We start from the raw sequence: 24,098 nt of genomic DNA on the forward strand, positions 1-24,098 counted from the left end.
TGGCATTCTCATCGGAGGATGCTAAGCTGTTCCTCGCAACTCGAACGAGGTGCTGACAGCATCGTAGCTGATAACGCGAGGACGACATGGAAGCCGGCATGGTCACGCCTGCGCCGGCACTGGTACGCTTTTCCGGCATTCAGAAGACCTACGATGGCGAGCACCTCGTGGTGAAGAACCTCGACCTCGAGATCAAGAAGGGCGAGTTCATTACCCTGCTCGGCCCGTCGGGCTCGGGCAAGACGACCACGCTGATGATGCTCGCTGGCTTCGAGGTTCCGACCCATGGCGAGATCTACCTCGCTGACCGGCCGATCAAGAACGTGCCGCCGCATAGGCGCGACATCGGCATAGTATTCCAGAACTATGCCTTGTTTCCGCATCTGACGATTGCGGAGAATATCGCCTTCCCGCTATCCGTTCGCAAAACCAACAAGGCGGAAGCGCAGGAGCGCGTCCGCGCGGCTTTGCGCATGATCAAGATGGAAAGCCTGGCACACCGGCGGCCCGGGCAGTTGTCCGGCGGTCAGCAGCAACGCGTCGCACTGGCCCGTGCGCTGGTCTTCAATCCGCAGCTCGTGCTGATGGACGAGCCGTTGGGCGCGCTGGACAAGCGTCTGCGGGAGCAGATGCAGCTGGAGATCAAGCAACTCCACGAGACAATGGGCATCACGATCGTCTACGTGACCCACGATCAGAGTGAAGCGCTCACGATGTCGGATCGTATCGCCGTATTCAACGACGGCATTGTGCAGCAGATCGATACGCCCGACTCGCTTTACGAGCATCCGGTGAACAGCTTCGTCGCCCACTTCATCGGCGAGAACAATGTGCTGGCCGGCACCGTCGAAACGATCGAAAAGGAATATTGCCGCGTCGCGCTGGCCGGTGGCGGCGCCGTGACCGCGCGGGCGGTCAATGTATCACGCGCAGGCGCATCGACTTCCCTCTCGGTACGGCCGGAGCGGATCTCCATTGTCCCGGATGGCACCTCCAACGACGGACCGAACCGCCTGCCGGCCAAGGTGCAGAGCACCATCTATCTCGGCGATCACGCGCTGGCCGTGCTCGGCGTCGCCGGCAATGCGGAGTTCATGGTCAAGCTTCAGCCCGGAGCGCATCACAGTCTGAGACAAGGCGAAAGCGTGTCGATCACCTTTCGCCCGGAGGACTGCCTGGCCCTCGATCCCGTCTGATTCAACCCTGCAGCCTTCATCCAAAACAAGCGGTCGGGCATCTCAACGCAACTCACATGAAGAAGGAACAAGGACCATGCTGAAGCGCAAGATTGGCAAGATTGTCTTGGGTTTCGCCGCGGCGCTCACCGCCAGCGCCGGGCTGACGACAATGGCGCAGGCGCGTGACCTCACCGTCGTATCGTGGGGTGGCGCCTATCAGGATGCCCAAAAGAAGGTCTATTTCGAGCCTTTCAAGAAGGCGGCCGGGATTGCGATGAACGACGAGTCCTGGGACGGCGGCATCGGGGTGCTGCGCGCCAAGGTGCAGGGGGGCGCCGCCACATGGGATGTGGTCCAGGTCGAGAGCGACGAACTCGCGGTAGGCTGCGAGGAAGGTCTGTTCGAGAAGCTGGATTATTCCAGGATCGGCGGCGAGTCCGCCTATATCCCACCGGCGGTCAATCCCTGCGGCGTCGGCGCGATCCTTTATGATTTCGTTCTCGGCTACGACAAGGACAAGCTGAAGGAGGCGCCGAAGGGCTGGGCCGACTTCTTCGATATCAAGAAATATCCGGGCAAGCGCGCCTTGCGCCAGGGCCCAAAGACGACGCTGGAGATCGCTCTCATGGCCGACGGCGTCGCACCGAAGGACGTCTACAAGGTGCTGGCGACCGACGAGGGCATCGATCGCGCCTTCAAGAAGCTGGACACGATCAAGGGCGACCTCGTCTGGTGGAAAGCCGGCGCCCAGCCGCCGCAATTGCTCGCGTCCGGCGAGGTGGCGATGACCTCGGTCTACAATGGCCGCATCGACACCGCGAACAAGAATGAGAAGAAGAACTTTGGCATCGTATGGGATGGAGCGCTCTTCACTCTCGACAGCTGGGTCATTCTGAAGGCGAGTCCGAACAAGGACGCCGCCTACAAATTCCTGGACTTCGTCGGCAAGGCGGAGAACCAGTCAAAATTGTCGGAGAACATTGCTTACGGCACCTCGAACAAGGACGCAGCCGCGCGGCTACGGCCCGCCGTTCTGAAGGACCTGCCGACGGCGCCTGACAACATCAAGAACGCGGTCGAGATCAACGTTGGCTTCTGGCTCGAGAACATCGACCGCCTGACCGAACGCTTCAACAAATGGGCGGCGAGATAGCGCGCGGCGGCAACCGACTTACGCAACAGGTAGAGGGTGCGTGGCGGACAACTCGCCCGTGGCGCATCTTCGAGATGCCCGCCTACGGCGGGCCCTCAGGATGAGGTCTGAGTCTGTGGCAGCGACCTTTCAGGCACCTATGTCAATAAGCCTCATCCTGAGGAGACCGCGAAGCGGTCGTCTCGACGGACGAGGCGCTTGCACCGGCCGCTCCAAAAGGCCAGATGAGATTGACCTACCCGAATTAGCGAGGGATATCCGTTCAAAGGGGCTCGATCGATGACGGACGCGCTCTCGACCGACGCCAATGCGTCGACCGAGGTGCCGCTCAAGCGCCGGCTGAGGCGTGCCGAGCGGACACGGCAGGTCAAGGCATTTGCGCTGGTGGCACCGCTTCTCGTCTTCCTGCTCTTCACGTTCGCCGGGCCCATCGCCGGCATGTTGTGGCGCTCGGTCGAGGACAGGGAGGTGCGCCAGGTCTTCCCTCACACGGTAGCTGCTCTCGCCAGCTGGGATGGCAGGGACCTGCCGGATGAAAAGGCTTATGCGGCGCTGGCCAGCGACATCCTGGCGGCGCGCGCCTCCGGCACCATCGCCATTGCGGCCAAGCGGCTGAACTACGCATTGAATGGCTTCCGCACGATCCTGACCAGCACGGCACGCAATCTGAAGGCGGTGCCGGAGCCCGGCACGGCCAAGGAGACGCTGGGCAAGATCAATCCGGCCTGGCGCGAACGCGCCACCTGGACGACGATCAAGGACGCCAGCGGTCCGGTGACCGGCTTCTACCTTCTGGCGGCGCTCGACCTGACGCGAAACGCAGACGGCGCGATCGTCGCGGCCGCGCCGGATCAGGCCATCTACCGCGATGTTTTCGCCCGCACCTTCCTCATCAGCATCAGCGTCACGGCGCTCTGCCTGATCCTCGGCTTCCCGGTCGCCTACCTACTGGCGACGCTGCCGCCCGGCCGGTCGAACCTGCTGATGATCTTCGTCCTGCTCCCGTTCTGGACGTCGCTTCTGGTCCGCACCTGCGCCTGGATCGTGCTGTTGCAGAGCAAGGGCGTCGTGAATGACAGCCTGCACTGGCTTGGCATCATCGACGAGCCGTTGCGCTTGATCTACAACCGCTTCGGTGTCTGCGTGGCGATGACCCACGTTCTCCTGCCGTTCATGATTCTGCCGCTGTACAGCAGCATGAAGGCGATCTCGCCTGCTTACATGCGTGCCGCCGCTTCGCTCGGTGCGCCACCGCTGACCGCTTTCCTGCGCATCTACCTGCCGCAGACCCTGCCCGGCATCGGCGCGGGAAGCCTGCTCGTCTTCATCCTGGCGCTCGGCTATTACATCACGCCGGCGCTCGTCGGCGGCGCCGCCGATCAGATGATCAGCTACTTCATCGCGCTCTACACGACCGAGACGGCCAATTGGGGACTTGCCTCGGCGTTGGGCGCGGTGCTGCTGCTGGCCACTCTTCTGCTCGCTCTCGTCTACGGAAAGCTGGTGCATGGGCAGCAGGTTACGGGAGGAATGAAGAATTGAGCGACAATTCCCCCCTCCGCACGCCCAGCCAGCGCATCGCGTGGACCGCGACGATCATTGTCTCCGCGCTGGTGTTCATCTTCCTGATCGCGCCAATCCTGGCATCATGCCGCTGTCCTTCAGCTCAGGCTCCTACTTGACCTATCCGCTGCCCGGCCTCTCCTTGCGCTGGTACGACGATTTCATCAATTCGCCGCGCTGGATGAATTCGCTGAAGAACAGCATGATCATAGGCGTCGCTTCGACCGTGCTGTCCATGGTGCTCGGCACATTGGCCGCCCTGGGACTGGCGCAGTGGAGGAGCCGGTTCAAGCCGCTCGTGCTGGCCTTCGTGCTGTCGCCGGTCGTGGTACCTGGCGTCATCACCGCGGTCGGTCTGTATTTCTTCTTCGCGCCGATCGGACTGACCGGCAGCTATCTCGGCTTGATCCTGGCCCATACGGCGCTGGCGACGCCGTTTGTGGTGATCACTGTCGGCGCGACGCTGCAAAGCTTCGACACCAACCTGGCGCGCGCCGCCGCCTCACTCGGCGCCTCGCCGCTTCAAGCGTTTCGCCGCGTGATCCTGCCGCTGATCCTGCCCGGCCTGGCGTCGGGTGCGCTGTTCGCCTTCGCGACCAGCTTCGATGAGGTGGTGATCGTGCTGTTCATGGCAGGTCCCGAGCAGCGCACCCTGCCGCGCGAGATGTTCGCCGGCATCCGCGAGAACATCAGCCCGACGATCACGGCAGCGGCGGTGGTGCTGACGACGGTATCCGTCGTCCTCCTCGCTACCCTGGAAGGCTTGCGTCGGCGCAACGAACGGCTCAAGAGCAGCAGCGCCTGACCGGCGTCGCCAAGCGATCTCGAAGAACTCCCAATACCCCGCTCAGCCCCCGCCTTTTTGCATTCCGCTACGGCGCTCCTGGCTTAGCCGGCGGCGCCGATTGCGGCTAGAACAGGCGCGCAACAAAACCCAAACAACAACACGCAGGGAGAAAGAACGTGCAAAAACTCATCGCCGCGGTCGCAGCGGGCTTCACGCTTGCCGCAACATGCAGCACCGCACAGGCCCAGATTTCCGACGACACCGTCAAGATCGGCGTGCTCACGGACATGTCGAGCCTCTATGCGGACGCGACCGGCAAGGGCTCGCTCGCCGCGGTCGAGATGGCGGTCGCCGATTACGGCGGCAAGGTTGCGGGCAAGCCGGTTCAGGTCATCGCCGCCGATCACCAGAACAAGCCCGACGTCGGCGTCAACATCGCCCGCAACTGGTACGACAACGACAAGGTCGACGCGATCTTCGACGTGCCGACGTCCTCGGTGGCGCTGCCGGTCTCGGCGCTGACACGCGAGAAGAACAAGATCCACATCAATTCCGGCGGCGGCTCGTCCGACATCACCGGTACCGCCTGCTCGCCCAACACGGTGCACTGGACCTACGACACCTATGCGCTGTCGAACGTCGCCGGCAAGGCAATGGTCAAGCGCGGCGAGGACAGCTGGTTCTTCGTCACCGCCGACTACGCCTTCGGCATGGCGCTCCAGCGCGACGCCGCCAACGTGGTGAAGGAGAGCGGCGGCAAGGTGCTCGGCGAGGTCCGCCATCCGCTCAACTCGTCGGACTTCTCCTCCTTCCTGCTCCAGGCCCAGGCCTCCAAGGCCAAGGTGGTCGCGCTGGCGAATGCCGGCGGCGACACCACCAACGCCTTGAAGCAGGCTTCCGAGTTCGGCCTGACCCAGGGCGGCCAGAAAATGATCGCGCTGTTGCAGGAGATCACCGACACGCATTCGCTCGGCATCAAGGCGACCCAAGGCCTGATCGTCACCGACGCCTTCTACTGGGACATGAACGAGGAGACGCGCGCCTTCTCCAAGCGCTTCAACGAGAAGGTCGGCCACATGCCGACGATGATCCAGGCCGGCCTCTACTCGGCGACCATGCACTATCTGAAGGCGATCGACGCCATCAAGACCGACGAGGCGCCGAAGGTGATGGAGGAGATGCGCAAGACACCGATCAACGACTTCTTCGCCAAAGGTGGCAAGATCCGCATCGACGGCCGCATGGTCCACGACATGTATCTGTTCGAGGTCAAGAAGCCCGAGGAATCCAAGGGCGAGTGGGACCTTTACAAGCTGATCGCCACCGTACCCGGCGACGAGGCCTTCCGTCCGCTCGACAAGGGCGGCTGCCCTCTGGTGAAGGGGCATTGAACTGCGTCGTCATACGCAAGTTCGCCGCAATGACGAAAGACACGACAGCGCGCCCGGGGAAACCGGGCGCGCTTCGTTGAGGGGTTTAGAAGTCCATTACTCCGAGTACTTGAACTCCGGCATGTTCTTCAGCTCGTCCTTGCTGGCGTTGAACACCGCATGATCCGGATACCATTTCGACGCCGACGAGGTCGTGGTCGTCGCGGTCTTGTCGGTGCCGGTCGCCGCGCCAGTCGTCGTGGTCGCAGCCGGCCGGCCGGGCGGGTTGGTGGCTCCCGTGCCGGAGTAGGCGACGGCCTCGTTGACGAACTTCAGCTTCTCATAGGGCACCGCGACCAGATGCTCGCCCATGCCGAGGAAGCCGCCGACGCCGATCACGGCGATCTTGATGTTACCGCTCTTGTCCATCAAGAGGTCGTTGATCGAGCCGATGTTCTCGTTAGCCTCGTTATAGACCTTGACGCCCGACATTTTCGACACGCGCCACTGGTCGGACGCGCTCGTCGTCGTGGCGGTGGCCGCGGCCGGCGCCTTGTCGGTGGTGGCGGGCGGCGTTTGCGCGAACGCAGCGGTCGCGAGCAGTGCTGTGCCGGCAAGACCGGCGACGATCGACTTCATCATGTTGTCCTCTCCTTCGACAGAAACCTCGTGCGGAGAAAACAGCGCTGATCACGCCCAGTTCCGTGCGGGCGGCAATTTCGTCGCGCGATGCGCGAGCCGAAAAGCGCCCAGGGCATGTTCCTGCGTCACCCGGGAACATATTGCAGCGCACGATTCCGCCCACGCGCCCTGGAGAGAAGCACGATCGCGGCGAACAACGCGCCGACCGAACGTCGCTCAGCTCAGCTCTTGTAGTCGATCAGCAGCGCGGAGAAGCGCGCGACGCTCGGCGCGCTGCCCTTGGCACCGTAGGAGGACGACGATTGCGATTGCTGGACCGCCTGTAGCAATTGCTGGAGTTTCCGCGCTCATTCCGGCGGCGTAGCTCAAGCCGCGAGCGGCGGCTGCTTGATGGCGTGCTCATCGAAGATCGCCACCGCCTCGAAGCGGTAGCCGCAGGCGTGGCAATTCCAGAGATAGGAAACGCGGCCTTCGCCCGGCTCGATCCAGTCCGGGAACGGAATCGGCGTGCCGCACTGTGCACAGGGGTTCTGCGTGGGAATGTCGTCGATGCGTGGCGGGGTCATGGACGTCCTCCCGAATGCTGTTTTGAAAGCGATTTTTGGGCGGAGACACGGATGGACAGACCAGCCGTCGCGTAAGGCGCTCCGCCAGCCCCAAGCTTAACGTGAGTTTGAGTCGTAAAAGCGACGGCCCAACGAAAATCGCCGAAGGCGGCGTTTCGCCACATCATCGCCGTGTTCCCACGGCCTAACCCGCACGGGTGCAGGTCCGTTCTGCCAAGGAATATTTCGATGAAAATTTTACGCGTTGCCGCGCTGCTCGCAGCCGCACTGATTTTGCCGCAGGGCGCATTCGCCGGCCAAGCCGAAGACGCCGAGATGGTCGCAGCCCATGCCCGCGCCAACGGCGTGCCGGAGGCGCTGGTCCACCGCGTGATCATGCGCGAGAGCCGCTATCAGCCCGGCCTCGTCGGCCGTGGCGGCACCATCGGGCTGATGCAGATCAAGCTCGCGACCGCCCGCGGCGTCGGCTACACCGGCGATGCCGCAGGCCTGCGCGATCCCAACACCAACCTCACCTATGCGGTTAAATATCTCGCCGGCGCCTATCGCGCTGCCAATGGCGACCATGCCCGAGCCGTGCGTTATTTCGCGGGCGGCTATTACTATGCGGCAAAGCGGCAGCGGCAGGAGGCCGTGCAGGTCGCCACTATCGGCCCGACCAACTTGGGCACGACCAATATGGGCGAGACCAATTTAGGGGAGACTTGGCTCGAGCCGAACGGCAACCCGCAGCCGATGTTGGGCGCCACGTCGCCCAGGAAGCTCGTCCAGCGCGTCCGCAACGCCCGGGCGCAGGTTCCTCGCTAGAGATCGTCATTCCGGGGCGGTCCGCAGGACCGAACCCGGAATCTCGAGATTCTCAGGTGCGCAATTGCGCACCATAGTTCGATGCTTCGCATCACCCCGGAATGACGGCCGTGTGGCTTAACGCGTTGACACCGCCCGTCACTGGCATACATTAGAGCCGTTCCGAGGGGTGCTCCGAGGAGGAGCTGAGATACCGCTAAATGGGCAATACCGCCCAGGACCGCGGTGACCCTTTGAACCTGATCCGGGTCATGCCGGCGAAGGGACAGGGATGTTGCAGACCACCAAGCGACCGGATTCACCGGTATCTATCATCGGCGCAGGCATCGCAGGCGCCTGGCAGGCCTTGCTGTTCGCGCAGGCCGGCCATGCCGTGACGTTACACGAGCGTGGTGACGCCGCCATGACCGATGCCACCAGCCATTGGGCCGGCGGCATGCTCGCGCCCTATTGCGAGGCGGAGGTGGCCGAACCCATGGTCAGCCGCCTCGGCCTGCGCTCCCTCGACATCTGGCGCCGCGAATTGCCGGAAACGCCGTTCAACGGCTCGCTCGTCGTCGCCCATCCCCGCGAGCGCAATGATTTCGAGCGCTTTGCCCGCATGACGGAGGGTCACGAGCGGCTCGATGCGGCCGGCCTTGCCGCGCTGGAGCCGTCGCTGGAGGGCCGCTTCCGCGAAGCCCTGTTCTTCCCGCGCGAGGGCCATGTCGAGCCGCGCCGCGTGCTGCCGAAATTGCACGAGCGCATCCGCGCCGCCGGCGGCACCATCAAGTTCGAAAGCCGCGTCAGCGCCGCCGAGCTCGACGGCATCGTGATCGACTGCCGCGGCCTTTCCGCGCGCGACGAGCAGCCTGAGCTGCGCGGCGTCAAGGGCGAGATGATCCTGATCGAGACCGACGAGGTGCAGCTTGCGCGTCCGGTGCGATTGATCCATCCGCGCTGGCCGCTCTATGTCATCCCGCGCGAGGACAATCTGTTCATGCTGGGCGCGACCTCGATCGAGGCCGAGGACACCGGCGTCAGCGTGCGCTCGGCGCTCGAGCTGTTGGGCGCCGCCTACGCCGTGCACCCCGCCTTCGGCGAAGCCCGCATCGTCGAATTCGGCTCCGGGCTTCGTCCCGCCTATCCCGACAATCTGCCGCGCATCGGGATTCGCGGCGAGAAGATCGCCGTTAATGGCCTCTATCGCCACGGCTTCCTGCTCGCGCCGGCGCTCGCCGAGCTGACACTTGCCTATGTCCAGCGTGGCCAGATCGACAATGAGGTGATGCAGTGCGGGTGATCGTGAACGGTGAGCAACGCGAAGTGAGCTCGGCCAGCGTCGACGCGCTGCTCACCGAGCTCGACTACGAGGGCACCCATTTCGCCATCGCGCTCAATCACGACGTCGTGCCGAAAAGCCGCTGGGCGGAGACGCAGCTGAAAGCCGGCGACGAGATCGAGATCATCACGCCGCGGCAGGGAGGGTGAGGATGATGTACGCGCCACACGCTCCGCTGTCATCGCCCGGCTTGACCGGGCGATCCAGTACGCCGCGGCTTCACGGTCCTAGCCGCGCTGCCGCGGCGTACTGGATCCCCGCCTACGCGGGGATGACATCATCATTCAAGGAGACACCTTTCACATGGTGACCTTCTACGGCAAGACCTTCGCCTCGCGCCTCCTCATCGGCAGCGCGCTCTATCCCTCGCCCGCGATCATGCAGGCCGCGATCCGCGCCTCCGGCGCGAGCATCGTCACCGTCTCGCTGCGCCGCGAATCCGCCGGCGGCAAGACCGGAGACGCGTTCTGGAAGCTGATCCGCGAGCTTGACGTCACGGTGCTGCCGAACACCGCCGGTTGCCGCAGCGTGCGCGAGGCGGTGACGACCGCAAAACTCGCCCGCGAATTGTTCGGCACGTCCTGGATCAAGCTCGAAGTGATCGCCGACAACGACACGCTCCAGCCCGACGTCGTCGGCCTGGTCGAGGCCGCCAGCATCCTGATCAAGGACGGCTTTGAAGTGTTCCCCTATTGCACCGAGGATCTCTCGGTCGCCAACCGCCTGGTCGATGCCGGCTGCAAGGTGGTGATGCCATGGGCAGCCCCCATCGGCTCGGCCCGCGGCATCATCAACCGTGACGCGCTGAAACTGCTGCGCGAGCGCCTGCCCGACATCACGCTGGTCGTCGACGCCGGCTTGGGGGCGCCCTCCCACGCGGCCCACGCACTGGAGCTCGGCTACGATGCCGTGCTGCTCAACACCGCGATCGCAAAGGCCGCCGATCCCGTCGCGATGGCCAACGCCTTCCGTCTCGGCGTCGAGGCCGGCCGCACCGCTTACGAAGCCGGGCTGATGGACGCCCGCGACTTCGCCTCCCCGTCCACCCCTGTCGTTGGGACCCCGTTCTGGCATGCCGTATCCTGATCCTTTCTATCCCGTCGTCGACAGCCTCACATGGGTCGAGCGCCTGACGAAACTCGGCGTCGGCACCATCCAGCTGCGCGCGAAAGAGCTGAACGACGCCGACGCGCTGCAGATCGTCACCGATGCGCTGGCGATCACCAAGGACACGCAGACCAAGCTGGTCGTGAACGACTATTGGCGCGCCGCGGTCGTTGCCGGCGCCAAATATCTGCATCTCGGCCAGGAGGATCTGGCGGATGCCGATCTCAAGGCCATTCGCGAGGCCGGGCTGTCGCTCGGCATCTCCACCCATGACGACGACGAGCTTGCGACCGCGCTCAAAGCCAAACCCGACTACGTCGCGCTCGGCCCGATCTTCTTCACCACGCTGAAATCGATGCGCTTCGAGCCGCAGGGCATTCCAAAAATCACCGAATGGAAAAAGCGCATCGGCGATATCCCGCTGGTCGCGATCGGCGGCATCAAGCTCGAGCACGCTGCGGAGATTTTTGCCGCAGGCGCGGATTCCATCGCTGTGGTTTCCGACGTCACGCAAAATCCCGACCCGGATGCGCGCGTGCGGCAATGGCTCGACCTGACAGTGGAGGCTGCGTGATGATCGCTCCGCTCTCACCACCCGTCATTGCGAGCGAAGCGAAGCAATCCAGGAACTTTCCGCGAAGGCGGTCTGGATTTGCTTCGTCGCAAGGGCTCCTCGCAATGACGGAGCAAGAATTCACCGTAGTCGCGCCAACGCACGCAGAACAGAATTAACCGGAGAATCCCCATGAACATCCGCTCCAACCCCGACAAGACCGTCCCCGCCGTCACCACCGGTCCCCTTCCCTCCTCGCGAAAAATCTTCGCGACGCCCGACGCCGCGCCCGACCTGCGCGTGCCCTTGCGCGAGATCATCCTCTCCGAAGGCGCCGGCGAGCCGAACCTGCCGGTCTACGACACCTCGGGTCCCTACACCGACCCGTCCGTCACCATCGACGTCAACGCCGGCCTTGCGCGCAACCGCAAGCAATGGGTGCTGGAGCGCGGCGGCGTCGAGGAATATGAGGGGCGCCAAATCAAGCCGGAGGACAATGGCAGCGTCTCCACCGACAAGGCCGCGCGCGCTTTCTCGGCCTATCACAAGCCGCTGCGCGGCCTTCCCGGCCACAAGATCACGCAGCTCGAATTCGCCCGCGCCGGCATCATCACCAAGGAGATGATCTACGTCGCGGAGCGCGAAAATCTCGGTCGCAAGCAGCAGCTCGAGCGCGCGGAAGCCGCGCTCGCCGACGGCGAGAGCTTTGGCGCATCGGTGCCCGCCTTCATCACGCCGGAGTTCGTGCGCGACGAAATCGCGCGCGGCCGCGCCATCATCCCCTGCAACATCAACCATTCCGAGCTCGAGCCGATGATCATCGGCCGCAACTTCCTGACCAAGATCAACGCCAATATCGGCAACTCGGCGGTGACCTCTTCGGTCGAGGAAGAGGTCGAGAAGATGGTCTGGGCGATCCGCTGGGGCGCCGACACCGTGATGGACCTCTCCACCGGACGCAACATCCACACCACGCGCGAATGGATCTTGCGCAACTCGCCGGTGCCGATCGGCACCGTGCCGATCTACCAGGCGCTGGAGAAGTGCAACGGCGATCCCGTGAAGCTGACTTGGGAGCTCTACAAGGACACCTTGATCGAGCAGTGCGAGCAGGGCGTCGACTATTTCACCATCCACGCCGGCGTGCGCCTGCAATATATCCATCTCACCGCCAGCCGCGTCACCGGCATCGTCAGCCGCGGCGGTTCGATCATGGCCAAGTGGTGCCTTGCGCATCACAAGGAGAGCTTCCTCTACACGCATTTCGACGAGATCTGCGACCTCATGCGCAAGTATGACGTCTCGTTCTCGCTTGGCGACGGCCTGCGTCCGGGCTCGATCGCGGATGCCAACGATCGCGCGCAGTTTGCCGAGCTGGAGACGCTCGGCGAACTGACGAAGATCGCGTGGGACAAGGGCTGCCAGGTCATGATCGAAGGCCCCGGCCACGTGCCCATGCACAAGATCAAGATCAACATGGACAAGCAGCTCAAGGAGTGCGGCGAGGCGCCGTTCTACACGCTTGGACCGCTGACCACCGACATCGCGCCGGGCTACGACCACATCACCTCAGGCATCGGCGCGGCCATGATCGGCTGGTTCGGCTGCGCCATGCTCTGCTACGTCACGCCGAAGGAGCATCTCGGCCTGCCCGACCGCAACGACGTCAAGACCGGCGTCATCACCTACAAGATCGCCGCCCACGCCGCCGACCTCGCCAAGGGCCACCCCGCCGCGCAACTGCGCGACGACGCGCTCTCCCGCGCGCGATTCGAATTCCGCTGGACCGACCAGTTCAACCTCGGCCTCGATCCGGACACCGCAAAGAGCTTCCACGACGAGACCCTGCCCAAGGAAGCCCACAAGGTCGCCCATTTCTGCTCGATGTGCGGCCCAAAATTCTGCTCGATGAAGATCACCCAGGACGTGCGGGATTACGCGGCGACGCTGAACGATCCGAACTCGGTGGGCATGTCGATGGCCGGCACCGTCGAAGACGGCATGAAGCAGATGAGCGAGAAGTTCAAGGAGATGGGATCGAGCGTATATCTGGATGCGGAGAAGGTGAAGGAGAGTAATCGGGTGTTGTAATTCTCCGCTCGTTATGCGCGGGCTTGCTCGAGCATCCATCAGGAGCGAGAAGCCGGGCGAAAGCTCGGCTTCTTTTTAGAGCGCAGCGTAGCCAGGACGAGCGAAGCGACATCCGAGATTGACAGCGGCCCGGATGTCGCTGACGCTCTGTGCACGCTAAGGTTGGTCGATTTGCCCACCCCTACCCTCCACCGCCTCCCCGACCAGCTCCGCGCGGGCCTCCGCCTCGTCTTCGTCGGCACCGCCGCCTCTGCGCGCTCGGCTGAACTCGGGCACTACTACGCCCATCCCGGCAACCGCTTCTGGCGGGCGATCCATGAAGCGGGGATCACGCCGCGGCGCTATCAACCGAGCGAGTTTGCATCGCTGCTCGCGCTCGGGATCGGCTTCACCGATCTCTCCAAGACGGGCGCCGGGATGGATCACCAGATCGCGACGGAGACGATCGACGTGCCGGGCTTCAGGGCCAAGATGGAGACCTATCGGCCGCGGACGATTGCGTTTACGAGCAAGAAGGCGGCGAGCTTGTTTTATGGCAGGCCGTCAGCTGCGATTGCGCTGGGCCGGCAGGCGCGCGATGCGAGCCTGCCGGAGGTCTTCGTGCTTCCCTCGCCGTCCGGTGCGGCGTCCGGGCATTGGACGATCGAGCCGTGGCGCGAACTGGCGGCGTGGATCGGCTGCGGCTCGTAGCTCGTAGGGTGGGTTAGCCTCGCGGTGGCGCGAAGCGCTGTCCGCGTGGCGTAACCCACCGCTTCTGTTACCGCGGATGCGGACGTGGTGGGTTACGCCTTGCCCGGTCGCGTATCGAGCGACCGCGTTCGTGATCGGCTAACCCACCCTACGCAGCGGGAATGGCGAGACAGCCTGTCGGAATCCGCACCCATCATTCGTCCTCTGACCAATCGCACCCCGGAGCCCCACATGCCGCCCACCATCACCGCCTTCGAAAACTCCCCCGACCGCGGCCGGGGCCAGGCGCGCGACATGCGGGTGCGCTGGGCGCTGGAGGAGGTCGGCCAAACCTTTGACGTTCGCCTTGTGTCATTCGAGGCGATGAAGGCACCGGCGCATCGCGCGCTGCATCCCTTCGGGCAGATCCCGACCTATGAGGACGGCGATCTCGTCCTGTTCGAGTCCGGGGCAATCGTGCTGCAGATCGCCGAGCGCCACGATGGCTTGCTCCCGAAGGATGCGAACGCGAGGAGCCGTGCAATCGCGTGGATGTTTGCCGCACTCAGCACGGTGGAGCCGCCGATCGTCGAGCTCGCCATGGCGATGCTGTTCGAGCGCGACAAGAGCTGGTACGCGGAGCGCCTGCCCATGCTCCAGGACCGCGTCCGTGTCAGGCTCGGCGAATTGTCCCGCCACCTCGGCAGTGCCGACTGGCTCGACGGCGCGTTCAGCGCCGGCGATCTCATGATGGTGACGGTGCTGCGCAGGCTGAACACGTCGGGCCTGCTGGACGAGTATCCTGCCGTTGCCGCCTATGTCGCCCGCGGCGAGGCGCGGCCGGCTTTCAGGCGGGCTTTCGATGCGCAGCTTGCGGTGTTCACCACGACGAACTCGTAGGGTGGGTTAGCTGCGCGGCCAAAGCGAAGCGCAGGCCGCGCGGCGTAACCCACCGCTTCTGTCGCCGCGGAGACGGAGGAGGAGGTGGGTACGCCTTGCGCCGTTCCGTAGTGAAGGACCGCGTTCGTGAGCGGCTAACCCACCCTACACAGCCCTCCTACCGCATCGTGATCGCAAGCCCGCTGAGATCCGCATTCGCCATCAACCCGATCTGCTGGCCGGTCAATTCCAGCACCGCGCCCTTCTGGTTGGTCAGCACGATGGCACGGGCGCCGCGGCCGACGGCAAGGCCGGCACCGGCGGCGCCGTAGACGCCAGCCACATCCGAGGGACGGTTGATGTTGGAGACCCGGCCGCGCAGTACGGTTTTCGAGCCGCCGAACACGAGACCGTAGTCGAGGCCGCCGGTGGAGAGCCCATAGGTGCGGCCGCGGAAGCTGAGCACGCCGCTGCCGCCCGAGCCGCCGATGATCCAGCCCGCCTTGTAGATCGTCAGCGTCACGAAGCCGCTGTCGGCCCGTGCCGCAGTCGCGAGGCCAGCCAGGGCGATGATGGCGACCAGCGCGGCGCGGAAGGTGGATGCGAACTTCATGGGTGTCTCCGGGGGGCTATTTTTAGGGGGGATCGAATCAGACGCGACAAATCTATCCGATCGATCGCGGCGGCAACATGATGGGGGCGGACGTGACGTGCAAGATGCAGCAGCGCATCCAACTGTCATCGCCCGCGCCGGGCGATCCAGTATTCCAGAAGCAGTCATGGTTGAGCCGAGAGGCCCCGGCGTACTCGATACCCCGGTCCCGGCTCCGCCAAGGCTACGCCGGGGCCTCAAGGGTGCTCGGCCGCCGAAGCTTTAGCGAAGGCGGCAAGCCGGAGCATAACGGTGGAGTTTGAAGCTACAGCGCATTGTCGCCATGATGCCATTCTGCCAGTGTTTTGCCCGACGGGTCAACGATTATTTCGGACTTCCCGAACACGTTGACACGTCTCGGCTTTTCTACTGTGCATGGGGTTGTTTTCGCATATTTTGTTTTGAGCGGCCCCGGCCTGCCGCTACGCTCCTGAAACACGAGAACACCGACCGAGGTGATCCATGCCGATCCAGCATTTCGCGCCCCCGCCGCACGTCAAGGCGCCGCCGCTGTCCTTTGCCACGCGCGTCGGCGACCTCCTGTTCGTCTCCGGCATTCCCGGCTTCGATGCCAATGGCGCGCTGCCCGATGGGTTCGAGGCGCAGTTCGCCAACGTCGTCGTCAACATCAGACGCGTGCTCGACGAGGCCGGCGCGACCATCCGCGACCTCGCCAAGGTCAACGTGCTGCTGACCCGCGCTGCGGACGTCGCCGCCATGAACGCGCTCTATGCCGGCGCCTTCGGCCCGCCGCCCTACCCGGCGCGCACAACTTGCGTGGTGCAGGCGCTGCCCGATCCGAAGATGCTGATCGCGATCGAGGCGGTGGCATCGCTGTCGAAGTGAGCCGCACGAAGTGCGTGTGACTTGCCGGGCACGCGGCCAAACCAAATGCCCGGCGCTGTCTGACATGTCCGTGAACGGCCGCTCTCCGGCTTGCCAAGAACCTGCTTTTACCGCACGAATTTTCGCGTCACACACTTCCCCCACAAGGAGATACTTCATGCGTCGCGCACTCGCGCTCTGTGCCGTTGCCGGCATCGCTTCTTCCGTGTTCGCCGTGCCCGCTTCGGCGAAGGCCGGCTATTACGTGATCCGCTGGGACAACACCGGCATCTGCCAGGTCTGGAACGAGGACCTGCAATACAAGCCGTTCCAGTTCGGCGTGTCGACCTACAAGGTCGTCAGCAAGCCGCTGCCGACCTTCCAGGCTGCCTCCGACCTCCAGATCAAGCTGCGCTCGGAGCGCCGCTGCACGCTCTGAAGCTCACGCAACGGACCGGTTTGAAGGGCGGATCGCAGGAGCGATCCGCCCTTTTCTTTTCGGAAGAGGCTCGCGTTTTCCGGGCCAAATTCACGCATTGTCCCGCGTGTCCGCTTTGAACCTGATCGGCCGGCGGACCTACTCACATCTTGCCGGGGCGTATGCCAAAAACGTCCCGCACCGCCCCTCCCCGTCATTGTCGGGAGGCGCATCCATCTTTCATTTTGAGGAGCTGATCATGCATCGTATTTCCGTGCTCTGCGCTGCCGTCGGTCTTGCCGTCACTGCGTTCGTCGCTGCGAGCCCTGCCGAGGCCGGCTATCACCTGATCCGCTGGCAGGACACCGGCTTCTGCCAGATCTGGGACGAGAGCATCCCGACGACGCCCTGGCCTTCCGACTATGCCCGCGTCAGCGCGACCGTACCGACGTTCGGCGATGCGTTGATGGTGAAAGATCAGGCGCTCAGGAACGGCCATTGCACCTGGTAACGATTCGATCGGCCGACGAAGAGCCGGGCAAGGACGCCAGCGTTCTTGCCCGGCCTTTTTTTGCGTGAACGTGAGCTGACCCGCTCTCACGCGTCCTTGTGCGCACCGGGATGAATCAGGATGTCGCGCGCGGCGGCGAGGTCGATGAAGGCTTGCGCGCTGCCGCCATGGTCGGGATGCATGTCCTTGGCGGCGCGACGATAGGCCCGGTTGATGTCCTCGCAAGTGAGCTGCACGGCGAGCGGCAGGCCGAGCACCTTGCGGGCGCGATCCTCGCGCGACAGCTTCTTCGGCATGCCATTGCGGCGACCGAAGCGCGGTGCGGTCAGATCATGAATGACATCGAGGACCACACCGACGCGGCGCTGGGCCGCCAGCGTGACGCTGTGATCGTCATTGTCCACGGCCTGGCGCAGCACCGGCAGCGCCTGCTCCGCCGCCTGGCGCAGCGTGACGTCACTGCTCATCCGCGCGATCTCGGCCACCAAGCGGCCCGCCTCGGCCCAATCGGCAGACTGCGCCGACCGCAGGCGCTCGAGCGCCAGTTTCCAGGATTCAAGCCGTTCCATCATGCGCGCAACGTTTAGCAATCAAGATCAGTATGCCAAGGCCGCCGTTTCCGACCCCTTAATTTCGAGTTAGCTTTTCGTGAAACTTCACAAAGAAATCGGGAGGAAACTGTCATGGCGTTGCTCGCAAACCACATCGCCGTCATCACCGGCGCCGGTTCCGGCATCGGCCGGGCGATTGCGGCCGGCTACGCGCGGGAAGGCGCGCAAGTGGTGCTGCTCGACGTCAATGCCGACACGGTCGCGGAGGCCGCGCAGGAGATCCGCAAAGCCGGCGGCAAGGCCGAGAGCTTTGCGCTGGACGTGACCAGGCGCGAGGATTGCTTCGTGCTGGCACAGCAAGTCGCCGACAAGGTCGGGCAGGTCTCGATCCTCGTCAACAATGCCGGCATCACCCGCCGCAACGCCTTCACCGCGGAGACGGAGACGGTGGCGAAGGATTGGAACGACATTATCTCGCTCAATCTCAACGGCGTCTTCAACATGACGCAGGCGTTCCTCGCGCCCTTGCGCGCGAGCAAAGGCCGCATCGTCAATATCGGCTCGATCCAGTCCTTCGTGCATCTGCGCACGCCGAGCTCGGCGGCCTATACCACCTCGAAACACGGCGTGCTCGGCTTCACCAAGGCGCTCGCGGTCGAGCTCGGCAAGGAAGGCGTGCGCGTCAACGCGATCGGGCCCGGCTTCATCGAGACCAACATCAACGCCAATGTGCGCGCGACCAATCCGACGCTGGTGCAAGCCTTCGTCGATCACACCCCGCTGGCGCGCACCGGCAAGCCCGAGGACATCGTGGGACCGGCAATCTTCTTGGCCTCGGATCTGTCGGCCTTTGTCACGGGAACGATCGTGATGGTGGACGGCGGATATCGGACGGTGTGAACGAGGGACCAAGCTGCATCCATATACGCGCTGTCATCGCCCATCCGCTTTCGCGGATGATGACGCGGTGTGTGACGCGAGATCGACCCGGATCAGCTCCCATCCCGCGCCAATCGCGGCGGCTTCGCGGCATTGGTGAGGTCAATTGGTGCGATCGTCCACGGTTAACCTTTCATTAACCAAACCCGACCACCGTACATCTACGGCTTGGGGGTCGTTTGTTCTCGATCCGCTTCCAATGATGGAAGCGGGCGTTGATCGGGGAGTATGTTGATGACCACGGTTCATGTCGCCGCGTCCCAGCCGGACGCGCAATTCCTTGCACCCAACCAGATCGTTCCGTTGCTGATCGGCGCGACCGTCGACGAAGTCGAGCGCGAGCTCGTGCTCCAGACCCTGGCGCGCTGCGACGGCAACCGCACGCGTGCCTCGCGCGTGCTCGGCCTGTCGGTGCGCACGCTGCGCAACAAGATCCGGCTCTATGCCGCCTCCGGAATCGACGTGCCCGAGGTCGATAGGAAAAAGTAGAAAAAGAAGAAGCACGGCAACAAGGGTTAGCAGACACCCTATTCCTTGTTTTCGCGTCGCGGCAGCATGCCCATGCGCTCGAACTGCCAGCGCATGGCGCGATACCAGAGATAGCCTACTGCGGCGCCGCACAGGGCGAGGATGATCATGTTCACGCTCGAGAACGAGCCGCCCCACCACATCATCCAGGCAGTCCACAGCACCGTGAGGACGATGGCACCTGCTTTCAGAGGAAGAAGGGGGCGGCTCATGATCCTGCTCCGGGCTGTCAAAATCCCGGCGGTCATCATCGCGCAGTAGGATTCTTGCTTCCGTGAGCCAGATCACGGAATGGGCATCCGGAATCCCTATCCGAACCGCAGCCGCGAGCGCTCCTTTGCCTTTTCCGCCTCGACCTCGCGGTCGCGCGCCGGCGCATGGGTGTGCAGCGAGGCCAACAGCCGCCGCGCCGCCTCCGAGACTTCCGCCACCGCGCGCTCGAACACCTCCTCATTGGCCTGCGACGGCTTGTTGAAGCCGGACAGCTTTCGCACGAACTGGAGCGCGCTGGCGTGGATCTCGTCCTCCGTCGCCGGTGGTTCGAAGTTGAACAGCGTCTTGATGTTGCGGCACATGCAGTCTCTCCGGATATATCCCCCAGGACGGTCGGCAACGGCGAAATCCTACATCCTTCCCCGCACTTCTGTTAAGTTCCGCGGCAACGCCGCCGCCCAATACGTGCCGCATGGGGAGAGAAACATGAAGGCTTCTTGCGCGGCCTTGTCGGCCGTTCTGCTTTCCATCTCGACGTCAGCATGGGCAGCCGATTATCCGGCGCCCAACCAGGGCGACTGGATCGCCAGGGATTTCAAGTTCCACACCGGCGAGACCATGCCGGAGCTGAAGCTGCACTACACCACCGTGGGCGAACCGAGCGGCCAGCCCGTGCTGGTGCTGCACGGAACAGGCGGCTCGGGCGCGAGCATGCTGTCGCCCGCCTTTGCCGGCGAGCTGTTCGGCCCAGGGCAACCGCTCGACGCCTCCAAATACTACATCATCATTCCCGACAGCATCGGCCATGGCAAATCATCAAAGCCGTCCGACGGCATGAAGACGAGATTTCCGAAGTACAATTACGACGACATGGTCGAGGCGCAGCATCGCCTGGTGACGGAGGGCCTCGGCATCAAGCATCTGCGGCTCGTCATCGGCAATTCGATGGGCGGCATGCACACTTGGCTGTGGGGCGAAAAATACCCGAGCGCGATGGACGCGCTGATCCCGATGGCCTCGCAGCCGACCGAGATGGCCTCCCGCAACTGGATGCTGCGGCGGATCATGCTCGACACCATCCGCAACGATCCCGATTACAATGGCGGCAATTACACCAGCCAGCCGCGCATGATGAAATACGCCATCACCGCCTATGGCATCGCCAGCATCGGTGGCACGCTGGCCTATCAGCAGCAGGCGCCGACAGCAGCGAAAGCAGACAAGATCGTCGACGATCGGCTCGCGACGCCGATCACTGCGGATGCCAACGACTTCGTTTATCAGTGGGAGTCCTCGCATGACTACAATGCCGGGGAGAAGCTGGAGCAAATCGAAGCCCCGCTGCTTCTGATCAATTCCGCCGACGACGAGCGCAACCCGCCCGAGACTGGCATTACGGACGCTGCGATGAAGCGGGTCAAGAACGGCCGACTCTTCCTGATCCCAGCGAGCACTGAAACGCGCGGCCACGGCACTACCGGCAATGCGAAATTCTACAGCGAGCAGATCCGGCAATTTCTGCAGACGGCGCCGCAGCGGACGATGTAGGAGCGCCACACGCGCCCTCATCTCGCCAGGCATCATAGGCGGCGCCTCGACGCCGCATATGATTTGAACATGCATTGCGCTGACAGCTCGGACTTAATCGCGCCAACGATACGAACCGACGCGCAGGGCAATCGCGCGCCTTTCGCCGGCAGATGCGGTTTAGCGCGATGGATTTCGTTGGCTGGAGGCGCCTGATCGGGTAGCTTGAGGCAAACCAGAAGCGGAGGCATGCCGTTGACCGATCTTTGCGCCGAAGACCTCGCAACCATCTATGCCAAGCCATCGCCGCGCGTCATTGCGAAAGCGCGGCCCGCGATCGATGCGCATGCGAAAAAATTCATCGAGATGTCGCCGTTCTGCGTGCTCGCGACATCGGGAGCGGACGGCAGCGTCGACGCTTCGCCCCGCGGCGGCGGCATCGGCTTCGTCCGCGTTGCCGGTCCCAACCAGCTGTTGATGCCCGACCGCTCCGGCAACAACCGGATCGACAGTTTTCGCAACGTCGTCGAAGGCTCGGGCTTCGTGCACCTGTTGTTCTTCGTACCAGGGATCGACGAGACGCTGCGCGTCGGCGGACGTGGCACGTTGTCGGCCGATCCGGATCTGCTCGCCTCGATGGTGGAATTCGGCAAGCCGCCGCGCGCCGTGCTGAACGTCGCCGTCAGCGAGGTCTATTTCCATTGCGGCAAGGCGCTGATGCGCTCGAAGCTTTGGTCACCGGAGAAGGTGCAGCGCTCGGTGATGCCGAGCATCGTCGAAATCATCCACGAGCAGACCAGCCTCGGTGAGCCGCAGAGTCAGGAGACCGTGGAGGAGCTCTACAAGACGCAGCTGTAGCTGGCGCAACCGGTGTCGTCCCGGCGAAGGCCGGGACGACAGTGGGGAATGCAGCGCGAACGCGCCAGATTAATGCCCCTCGCCTTCGAGCCCGCCGACGTGCTTCTGCGTGTAGAGCTCGATACCAATACGGCCGATCAGGTCGAGCTGGGTTTCGAGGAAATCGATGTGGTGCTCCTCGTCGCTCATCAGCTTCTCGAACAGATCACGCGTGACGTAGTCCTTGACGCCATGGCAGTAGGTCGCTGCTTCCTGGTAGAGCGCCCGGGCGCTCATCTCGGCGGCGAGGTCGCATTCGATGATCTCCTTGACGTTCTGGCCGATGCGCAAGGGATCGAGCACCTGCATGTTCGGAAAGCCGTCGAAGAACAGAATGCGCGCGGTGAGCTTGTCGGCATGCTCCATCTCCTCGATCGACTCCTTGCGCCAGACCTTGGCCATGTCCAGCAGGCCCCAATTGTCGAGGAAACGGTAATGCAGCCAATACTGGTTGATCGCAGTCAGTTCGTGACGCAGTGCCTTATTGAGATATTCGATGACCTTTGCGTCGCCCTGCATGGTTCACTCCAGCTCTTGCAGTCCAAATCGGCCCTAAACCGAATTTAGAATGCTTCTAAATGAGTTTGCGGGCGAGGGCAACCGGCTCGTGGGCACGTAGCCGGAGAAAGGCTCAGCAGACCATATGGAAAGTTTCAGCAGGCTGCGAGCGCGAACTGAGCGGGTTCGACCGTCTCGTCGTTGGCGGCCACAGTGTGGCTGTGCGGACAGCCGGCACAGCAGGATTGGGCACAAGGGCCAAGCGCTTCGTCGATGATGGTTTTGATGGTCCGGGCACAGCGGCCGCATTCGGCGTTACAGCCGAGGCACCCATAAACCTGCTTGGCATGGCGCACGGCGTCGTCGGACTCGGCGACGGCGGCGCGGATGTCGTCATCGCTGAGCACGTTACAAGAACAAACGATCATGGAAGCGGCAGGCCCTTCGGTGATGCGTCATTATCGATATTTAACGGGCCGGCCGGATGCAAAAGGAAAAAGCGGAATTTGAAGCTATTCCAAACTGGCTCGCAAACGGCCTAGAACGGCTCTAAATTACGGCGTTGCGCTGGATCAAGATGCAGCGGACCTAGTCGCCGCCACCGCCTCCGCCGCCATCGCTGCCGCCCCCGCAATCCCCGCCGCTGCCGCCGCCACCGCTGCTGGAACAGTTGCCGCCGTCAGTCGGGCTCCCCGCACTGTCACTGGAAAACCAGCCTCCCAGCGAGAAGCCGTCGCTCGTTCCCGAATAGCCGTCGCCGCTGCTACGGCCTCCGTCGCTAGCGGCTGCTGCGCGGGACCGGCGTCCGCGGTTCTGCAGATATGTGATCCAGCCGTAGCCGATCGCGAAGACGATCCCGGCCGCAATCAATGCATTTGCCAACGCGTTGCTCATCATCGCCCCGGAGCTGCGGTCCATACGAATTGGTCGTACCCGGCAAGGGCGCCGTTCATTGATCATTCAAGCGAAGTATGGAACTCTGCCCCAAAGAGTTCCGCATGATTATGCGAAAGGTCAAGCCAATGAAGAAGTCGCTCCTGGCAGTCGCTGCCATCGTCACTCTGGTCCTGACGGCCGGAGCACCCGCCCATGCGCAACGCGGCGTCGCTGCGGGCGTGGCGGCCGGGATCATCGGCGGCGCCATTGTCGGTGGCGCGCTGGCGTCTCCGTATTATTACGGACCGGGCCCCGGTTATTACGAGCCCGGCTACTATCCGCCCCGCTACTACGCTCCGGGCCCGGGCTATGTCGCCGACGATTATTACGGCGGCGGCTGCGTCTGGCAGAAGCAGCGCTTCTGGGACGGCTACGCTTGGCGCGCCCGCCGCGTCAGGGTCTGCGGCTGAGTCGCCCTGAACCGGTTCACTACGGAGGCGCCGTTCATCTTGGAGCCTGAAAAAGACCGCTTTTTCTCGTCACAGCTCCGTGCGCGTTTACCGTGGATTGACCATTTGCGCGCTTCCTAGCCCAACGGTCAATTCCATAAGAGTGTGCGTGAACCTTTGAAACCCGGGCGCCTCTAACAAGGGGAGCCCATCTCCCAGGAGAGCCCTGAGCATGAAGAAGACTTTAGTTGCCGCCCTCACGGTTGCGACGGTCGCCGGTTCGCTGGTCACCGCCACCCCGCCGGCCAAAGCCGGTGACGGCGTCGGCGCCGGAATCGCGGCCGGCCTGATCGGTGGCGCGATCGTCGGCGGCGCCATCGCGTCGAGCCGTCCCGCCTATGGCGGCCCCGTTTACGTGGCTGAGCCCCCGCCGCCCGCGCCCTGCTACTGGCGTCGTGAGCGATATTGGGACGGCTACGGCTGGGTCGTCCGCCCGGTCCGCGTCTGCTACTGATCCCTTCGCGTGGC

30 protein-coding genes, 1 pseudogene and 1 riboswitch are annotated in these 24,098 nt (G+C 63.7%); of the genes and pseudogenes, 22 read left to right on the plus strand and 9 right to left on the minus strand.

Annotated elements, in window-relative coordinates:
- Positions 1-86 precede the first annotated feature (86 nt).
- The 5 genes and pseudogenes from IVA98_RS24010 (at position 87) to IVA98_RS24030 (ending at position 6,072) form a co-directional block, all read left to right on the plus strand.
- The gene (locus IVA98_RS24010; RefSeq protein WP_247296096.1) at positions 87-1,196 is read left to right on the plus strand and encodes an ABC transporter ATP-binding protein; all 1,110 of its coding nucleotides are present in this window, start codon (positions 87-89) and stop codon (positions 1,194-1,196) included.
- A 76-nt stretch (positions 1,197-1,272) separates the two neighbouring features.
- Positions 1,273-2,331: an ABC transporter substrate-binding protein gene (locus tag IVA98_RS24015; protein WP_247296094.1), complete on the plus strand. Its 1,059-nt coding sequence runs from the start codon at positions 1,273-1,275 to the stop codon at positions 2,329-2,331.
- Positions 2,332-2,610: 279 nt separating this feature from the next.
- Positions 2,611-3,873 carry an ABC transporter permease gene (locus IVA98_RS24020; RefSeq protein WP_247296092.1) on the plus strand — a complete coding sequence of 421 codons (1,263 nt, stop codon included), beginning with the start codon at positions 2,611-2,613 and terminating at the stop codon, positions 3,871-3,873.
- Positions 3,870-4,699 (plus strand): annotated as a pseudogene (locus tag IVA98_RS24025) (ABC transporter permease). The gene IVA98_RS24020 and the pseudogene IVA98_RS24025 overlap by 4 nt, the downstream one beginning before the upstream one ends.
- Before the next feature lie 158 nt (positions 4,700-4,857).
- A complete protein-coding gene (locus IVA98_RS24030) occupies positions 4,858-6,072 on the plus strand; it encodes an ABC transporter substrate-binding protein (RefSeq protein ID WP_247296086.1) in 1,215 nt (404 codons plus the stop codon).
- A gap of 96 nt (positions 6,073-6,168) precedes the next feature.
- On the opposite strand, the gene IVA98_RS24035 is transcribed toward IVA98_RS24030, so the two are convergent.
- Both IVA98_RS24035 and IVA98_RS24040 read right to left on the minus strand, forming a co-directional pair.
- Positions 6,169-6,693, minus strand: a complete 525-nt coding sequence (locus IVA98_RS24035) for a PRC-barrel domain-containing protein (protein ID WP_247296084.1) — start codon at positions 6,691-6,693, stop codon at positions 6,169-6,171.
- Positions 6,694-7,058: 365 nt separating this feature from the next.
- Complete coding sequence (locus tag IVA98_RS24040) at positions 7,059-7,259, minus strand: hypothetical protein (protein ID WP_247296082.1); 201 nt, start codon at positions 7,257-7,259, stop codon at positions 7,059-7,061.
- Between the two features lie 228 nt (positions 7,260-7,487).
- Between IVA98_RS24040 and IVA98_RS24045 the strand changes: the two genes are divergently transcribed.
- The 8 genes from IVA98_RS24045 (at position 7,488) to IVA98_RS24080 (ending at position 14,707) form a co-directional block, all read left to right on the plus strand.
- Positions 7,488-8,066, plus strand: a complete 579-nt coding sequence (locus IVA98_RS24045) for a lytic transglycosylase domain-containing protein (protein ID WP_247355641.1) — start codon at positions 7,488-7,490, stop codon at positions 8,064-8,066.
- A 155-nt stretch (positions 8,067-8,221) separates the two neighbouring features.
- Positions 8,222-8,350: riboswitch (TPP riboswitch) on the plus strand.
- Positions 8,338-9,348, plus strand: coding sequence for an FAD-dependent oxidoreductase (locus tag IVA98_RS24050; protein WP_247296078.1), 1,011 nt, complete (start codon positions 8,338-8,340; stop codon positions 9,346-9,348). It overlaps the preceding riboswitch by 13 nt.
- Positions 9,339-9,536, plus strand: a complete 198-nt coding sequence (thiS, locus tag IVA98_RS24055; RefSeq protein WP_247296076.1) for a sulfur carrier protein ThiS — start codon at positions 9,339-9,341, stop codon at positions 9,534-9,536. Before IVA98_RS24050 ends, thiS begins: the two co-directional genes overlap by 10 nt.
- A 154-nt stretch (positions 9,537-9,690) precedes the next feature.
- Positions 9,691-10,473 carry a thiazole synthase gene (locus IVA98_RS24060; protein ID WP_247296074.1) on the plus strand — a complete coding sequence of 261 codons (783 nt, stop codon included), beginning with the start codon at positions 9,691-9,693 and terminating at the stop codon, positions 10,471-10,473.
- Entirely contained in the window at positions 10,460-11,068 is a 609-nt protein-coding gene (locus IVA98_RS24065) for a thiamine phosphate synthase (protein WP_247296072.1), read from the plus strand. The genes IVA98_RS24060 and IVA98_RS24065 overlap by 14 nt, the downstream gene beginning before the upstream one ends.
- 171 nt (positions 11,069-11,239) lie before the next feature.
- Positions 11,240-13,138 (plus strand): phosphomethylpyrimidine synthase ThiC, encoded by a 1,899-nt coding sequence (thiC, locus tag IVA98_RS24070; RefSeq protein ID WP_247296070.1) that lies wholly within the window; start codon positions 11,240-11,242, stop codon positions 13,136-13,138.
- Positions 13,139-13,309: 171 nt separating this feature from the next.
- Positions 13,310-13,828, plus strand: a complete 519-nt coding sequence (locus tag IVA98_RS24075) for a mismatch-specific DNA-glycosylase (RefSeq protein ID WP_247355642.1) — start codon at positions 13,310-13,312, stop codon at positions 13,826-13,828.
- A gap of 231 nt (positions 13,829-14,059) precedes the next feature.
- A complete protein-coding gene (locus IVA98_RS24080; RefSeq protein WP_247296067.1) occupies positions 14,060-14,707 on the plus strand; it encodes a glutathione S-transferase family protein in 648 nt (215 codons plus the stop codon).
- Positions 14,708-14,864: 157 nt separating this feature from the next.
- Here the strand turns inward: IVA98_RS24080 and IVA98_RS24085 are convergent, their stop codons facing one another.
- Complete coding sequence (locus IVA98_RS24085; protein WP_247296066.1) at positions 14,865-15,299, minus strand: hypothetical protein; 435 nt, start codon at positions 15,297-15,299, stop codon at positions 14,865-14,867.
- Positions 15,300-15,800: 501 nt separating this feature from the next.
- Here IVA98_RS24085 and IVA98_RS24090 point away from each other — a divergent pair.
- The 3 genes from IVA98_RS24090 to IVA98_RS24100 all read left to right on the plus strand — a co-directional run bounded on the left by IVA98_RS24090 (position 15,801) and on the right by IVA98_RS24100 (position 17,092).
- Positions 15,801-16,184, plus strand: a complete 384-nt coding sequence (locus IVA98_RS24090) for a RidA family protein (RefSeq protein WP_247296064.1) — start codon at positions 15,801-15,803, stop codon at positions 16,182-16,184.
- A gap of 157 nt (positions 16,185-16,341) precedes the next feature.
- Entirely contained in the window at positions 16,342-16,602 is a 261-nt protein-coding gene (locus IVA98_RS24095; protein ID WP_247278415.1) for a hypothetical protein, read from the plus strand.
- Between the two features lie 238 nt (positions 16,603-16,840).
- A complete protein-coding gene (locus IVA98_RS24100; protein WP_247296061.1) occupies positions 16,841-17,092 on the plus strand; it encodes a hypothetical protein in 252 nt (83 codons plus the stop codon).
- 86 nt (positions 17,093-17,178) lie between these two features.
- On the opposite strand, the gene IVA98_RS24105 is transcribed toward IVA98_RS24100, so the two are convergent.
- On the minus strand, positions 17,179-17,664 hold the full coding sequence (locus IVA98_RS24105; RefSeq protein ID WP_247296059.1) for a J domain-containing protein: 486 nt from the start codon (positions 17,662-17,664) through the stop codon (positions 17,179-17,181).
- Positions 17,665-17,775: 111 nt separating this feature from the next.
- On the opposite strand from IVA98_RS24105, the gene IVA98_RS24110 reads away from it, so the two are divergent.
- Both IVA98_RS24110 and IVA98_RS24115 read left to right on the plus strand, forming a co-directional pair.
- Positions 17,776-18,543 carry an SDR family NAD(P)-dependent oxidoreductase gene (locus IVA98_RS24110; protein WP_247296057.1) on the plus strand — a complete coding sequence of 256 codons (768 nt, stop codon included), beginning with the start codon at positions 17,776-17,778 and terminating at the stop codon, positions 18,541-18,543.
- 273 nt (positions 18,544-18,816) lie between these two features.
- Positions 18,817-19,071, plus strand: a complete 255-nt coding sequence (locus tag IVA98_RS24115; protein ID WP_247355643.1) for a helix-turn-helix domain-containing protein — start codon at positions 18,817-18,819, stop codon at positions 19,069-19,071.
- A gap of 38 nt (positions 19,072-19,109) precedes the next feature.
- Here IVA98_RS24115 and IVA98_RS24120 read toward each other — a convergent pair whose 3' ends face one another.
- Positions 19,110-19,322 carry a hypothetical protein gene (locus IVA98_RS24120; protein WP_247333904.1) on the minus strand — a complete coding sequence of 71 codons (213 nt, stop codon included), beginning with the start codon at positions 19,320-19,322 and terminating at the stop codon, positions 19,110-19,112.
- Positions 19,323-19,418: 96 nt separating this feature from the next.
- A complete protein-coding gene (locus IVA98_RS24125) occupies positions 19,419-19,685 on the minus strand; it encodes a DUF2277 domain-containing protein (RefSeq protein ID WP_247278408.1) in 267 nt (88 codons plus the stop codon).
- Positions 19,686-19,809: 124 nt separating this feature from the next.
- On the opposite strand from IVA98_RS24125, the gene IVA98_RS24130 reads away from it, so the two are divergent.
- Positions 19,810-20,871: an alpha/beta fold hydrolase gene (locus IVA98_RS24130; protein WP_247296051.1), complete on the plus strand. Its 1,062-nt coding sequence runs from the start codon at positions 19,810-19,812 to the stop codon at positions 20,869-20,871.
- A gap of 234 nt (positions 20,872-21,105) precedes the next feature.
- A complete protein-coding gene (locus IVA98_RS24135; protein ID WP_247296132.1) occupies positions 21,106-21,708 on the plus strand; it encodes an MSMEG_1061 family FMN-dependent PPOX-type flavoprotein in 603 nt (200 codons plus the stop codon).
- Positions 21,709-21,777: 69 nt separating this feature from the next.
- On the opposite strand, the gene bfr is transcribed toward IVA98_RS24135, so the two are convergent.
- The 3 genes from bfr to IVA98_RS24150 form a co-directional block, all read right to left on the minus strand.
- Complete coding sequence (bfr, locus tag IVA98_RS24140) at positions 21,778-22,266, minus strand: bacterioferritin (RefSeq protein WP_247278406.1); 489 nt, start codon at positions 22,264-22,266, stop codon at positions 21,778-21,780.
- Positions 22,267-22,400: 134 nt separating this feature from the next.
- Positions 22,401-22,673, minus strand: coding sequence for a (2Fe-2S)-binding protein (locus tag IVA98_RS24145; protein ID WP_247278405.1), 273 nt, complete (start codon positions 22,671-22,673; stop codon positions 22,401-22,403).
- Positions 22,674-22,833: 160 nt separating this feature from the next.
- Positions 22,834-23,142 (minus strand): hypothetical protein, encoded by a 309-nt coding sequence (locus IVA98_RS24150; RefSeq protein ID WP_247296129.1) that lies wholly within the window; start codon positions 23,140-23,142, stop codon positions 22,834-22,836.
- A 125-nt stretch (positions 23,143-23,267) separates the two neighbouring features.
- Between IVA98_RS24150 and IVA98_RS24155 the strand changes: the two genes are divergently transcribed.
- Both IVA98_RS24155 and IVA98_RS24160 read left to right on the plus strand, forming a co-directional pair.
- Positions 23,268-23,591: a hypothetical protein gene (locus tag IVA98_RS24155; protein WP_247296126.1), complete on the plus strand. Its 324-nt coding sequence runs from the start codon at positions 23,268-23,270 to the stop codon at positions 23,589-23,591.
- A gap of 211 nt (positions 23,592-23,802) precedes the next feature.
- On the plus strand, positions 23,803-24,084 hold the full coding sequence (locus IVA98_RS24160) for a hypothetical protein (RefSeq protein ID WP_247296048.1): 282 nt from the start codon (positions 23,803-23,805) through the stop codon (positions 24,082-24,084).
- The last annotated feature ends 14 nt before the right edge of the window (positions 24,085-24,098 follow it).

This window comes from Bradyrhizobium sp. 160 (genome assembly GCF_023073735.1).
Taxonomy (GTDB): Bacteria; Pseudomonadota; Alphaproteobacteria; order Rhizobiales; family Xanthobacteraceae; genus Bradyrhizobium.